This is a genomic window from Cytophaga sp. (assembly GCF_051961495.1).
Lineage (GTDB): Bacteria > Bacteroidota > Bacteroidia > Cytophagales > Cytophagaceae > Cytophaga.
The window spans coordinates 1-2872 of the sequence record NZ_JBQCDF010000316.1 but is presented as its reverse complement, the minus strand read 5'-3'; the positions used below and the strand labels follow the sequence as shown (position 1 = coordinate 2872).

Here is a 2872-nt window from a genome sequence, read left to right as displayed (position 1 = left end):
TTAAAAACATTATCTTAATCCCATTTTGTAATGCTGCGGCTGGTTTTATTAAAAACCGAATCTTTTTCTTATGCATATATGGTATTGTTTGATCTGGTTTTAAAGAAAAGCGACCCGGAGTTGCTGGTATTTTTAACAGACAAACTTAAAAAAGCGGATCTGGAATCTATGTGGTTCAATGAAGAACTCATGGAGCGGATTGCAAAAATATCCGGACGTGAAGATTTGAAAAAAGTATTAAAAAAAATAGATAACGTTGATTATGATGATAAAAGATATGAAGAAAAAGTAATCAAGTACTCGAAAGAGTTTATAGTTTTATTGTAATCAAAAAAATAATCCGCTCATTGAAAAAATGCAATACATTCTCAATAAGCGGATTTTAAATTAATTCATTTTTGTCGGCATGCATGTGTAATTGCCTGTGAGGGCATCACTTTTAAACAGCCTGCTGATTATTCTTATTGAAGTATTTTTGTTCAATCATTCTTTGTATCCAAAGAATGAAATATGTGCCGGCCACGCCAATAAGGCCTCCGCAGAATACATCACCAGGGAAGTGTACACCAAGATACACACGGCTTATCGAAACAATCAGTGCCCAGAAAAACAGCAGGCAAATCCATATTTTTTTTGAGAAAACATTTTTTAACGTAAAGAATGTAAATACGGCAAATGTATTTGCGGCATGGGAAGATACGAAGCCATACATGCCGCCGCATACGCCCTCAATCAAAAGCAGCTGAGGTCTTAATACATCGTTATTACAAGGGCGCAGACGCTCAAAATAAGGTTTGAACAGGGAAGATGCGATCTGATCTGCCAATGCAATACAGCACGTGAGTAAAATCAGGTTGATCCATATTTTTTTTGGACCTGATTTGTATAAAAAAAACAGGAGTACGGCATAGAAGGGAATCCAGGTATACTTGTCGCTGCAGAACAACATAACCTGGTCCATCCACGCACTTTTCCAGGCATGGTTGATCCATAACAGCAGATCAATATCAGTTTGCTGTAAACTTTCCATTATAGTGCTAGCCAATCCGGTTGGGCCTTAAGCCATTCAATTGTTTCCTTTTCCTTGCTTCCTGCAGCAGGCTGGAAGTCGTATGTCCAGTTAGCTTCCGGAGGCAGGCTCATCAGGATGGATTCGATACGGCCATTCGTATCCAGGCCGAATTTCGTTCCTCTGTCATACACAAGATTGAACTCCACATACCTTCCTCTGCGCAGCTTCTGCCAGTTACGTTCTTCTGTAGTGAATGGTCTTGATTTATTATCTGCAATCAGTTTGGTATAAATTTTCGGGAACAGATATCCCAGTGCACACACAAACTCAAATAATTTTTCTTTGCTGATTGCTGCATCACTGCCCATGCGGTCAAAGAAGATGCCCCCTACACCTCTGGATTCGCCACGATGTTTGATGTAAAAGTATTTATCAGCCCATTCTTTGAATGTATTGTAAAAGCTTTCGTGGAACTGGTCACATACATCTTTTAATGTCTGGTGAAAAGCGACTGCTTCTTCTTTTACAACGTAGTGCGGAGTAAGATCAATGCCGCCGCCAAACCACCAGGTACCATTCGTCATTTCAAAATAACGGATGTTCATGTGTATGATCGGAACCCATGGATTGGTTGTGTGCATTACAATGGATACGCCCGTTGCATAAAAATCGGACTTCGGGAGTTTTAATGCATTCAGGATATTTTCCGGAGTCGGGCCATGCACGGCAGAAAAGTTCACACCGCCCTTTTCAATAATGGCGCCGTCAGTAAGGATTCTGGTTTTGCCGCCGCCTCCTTCCGCACGGTTCCATTCATCTGTTTTGAATGTACCTTTACCATCTGCCGTTTCGAGCTGCTGGCATATATGTTGCTGAATTTTTTGAAATTCTGTTTCTATCTGTTCTTTGGTGAGCATAATCAATTAGAAAGGATAACCTAAACTGAAGTTATAAAGCGGACGGTTGTTCTTGTCTTCAAATTTAAACAATACAAACCGATCTTCCACAGGGTGCACGGGATCCCACGCTTTGAAAGCTATATCAAGGCGCACAATAATGAAGGTGAAGTTCAAGCGTATACCAACACCGGTACCCACCGCGATTTCTGAAAAGGATTTAAATCCTTTGAATTCTCCGCCCGGACGGGTTTTATCTTCTGCAATGAGCCATACGTTACCGGCATCAACAAAATAGGCCCCTTCGATGAAACTGTATAATTTTCTACGAAGTTCGAAGTTCGTTTCAATTACAATATTACCAGGTTCTTCATTGGTGTACTGGCTGGTGTAATCCGGATTGGCGTAAGAACCCGGACCTAAACGTCTGTAGCGCCACGCTCGTATGGAGTTGGATCCGCCGGCGAAGAAATATTTTTCATAGGGAAGTACGTATGTACCATGCTGCTTGATCCCTGATACACCGTAGGGTTTAGAAAGACCTACGTTTACACGTGCTGCGAGTACCGTTTTAATTTTGATCGGTTTGTAATACCTGAAGTCGGCCTGGATCTTATAGTACTGATAATACTGCAAACCGAACAACTGATTTTCGGGTTCCTTGGTAATGGTTTTATTGATCAGGTTTGGTACAATACCGCCCAATTCAAACGATGGTTTGAAATAAAACGAAGGTGTCTTTTTGCCGAATGCATTGTTGCTGAATGTATAGGCAAAGTTCATGTTTGTAACAATGGAAGGAAGAAAGCTGATGTACAGGTTATTTCCGTTTAAACGTAATTCATTCAGATAGTCAGTAAATTCAACCATGTTGATCTTACTGTTGATGATGTTGATGTCAATAGGAGAAAAGGAGAAATAAGAGTACTGGCTTGTTTCCCATAGATAGGTAAACTGTGAACGG

Annotated in this window: 4 protein-coding genes; 1 reads left to right on the top strand and 3 read right to left on the bottom strand. The window is 40.7% G+C overall.

Features of this window, described 5'->3' with window-relative positions:
* Positions 1 to 30 precede the first annotated feature (30 nt).
* A complete protein-coding gene (locus tag ACTHJT_RS17305) occupies positions 31 to 327 on the top strand; it encodes a hypothetical protein (RefSeq protein ID WP_440240539.1) in 297 nt (98 codons plus the stop codon).
* 112 nt (positions 328 to 439) lie between these two features.
* Here the strand turns inward: ACTHJT_RS17305 and ACTHJT_RS17300 are convergent, their stop codons facing one another.
* The 3 genes from ACTHJT_RS17300 to ACTHJT_RS17290 form a co-directional block, all read right to left on the bottom strand.
* On the bottom strand, positions 440 to 1030 hold the full coding sequence (locus ACTHJT_RS17300) for a phosphatase PAP2 family protein (RefSeq protein WP_440240537.1): 591 nt from the start codon (positions 1028 to 1030) through the stop codon (positions 440 to 442).
* Positions 1030 to 1929: an oxygen-dependent coproporphyrinogen oxidase gene (gene hemF / locus ACTHJT_RS17295; protein WP_440240535.1), complete on the bottom strand. Its 900-nt coding sequence runs from the start codon at positions 1927 to 1929 to the stop codon at positions 1030 to 1032. Before hemF ends, ACTHJT_RS17300 begins: the two co-directional genes overlap by 1 nt.
* Positions 1930 to 1935: 6 nt before the next feature.
* The coding region (locus tag ACTHJT_RS17290; protein WP_440240533.1) for a BamA/TamA family outer membrane protein at positions 1936 to 2872 on the bottom strand (937 nt) is incomplete at its 5' end.

What these genes read in the sequence shown, in the direction of transcription:
- ACTHJT_RS17300 (WP_440240537.1), bottom strand. Translation starts at nt 1,030, where the DNA reads ATGGAAAGTTTACAGCAAACTGATATTGATCTGCTGTTATGGATCAAC.
- hemF (WP_440240535.1), bottom strand. Translation starts at nt 1,929, where the DNA reads ATGCTCACCAAAGAACAGATAGAAACAGAATTTCAAAAAATTCAGCAA.
- ACTHJT_RS17305 (WP_440240539.1), top strand. Translation starts at nt 31, where the DNA reads ATGCTGCGGCTGGTTTTATTAAAAACCGAATCTTTTTCTTATGCATAT.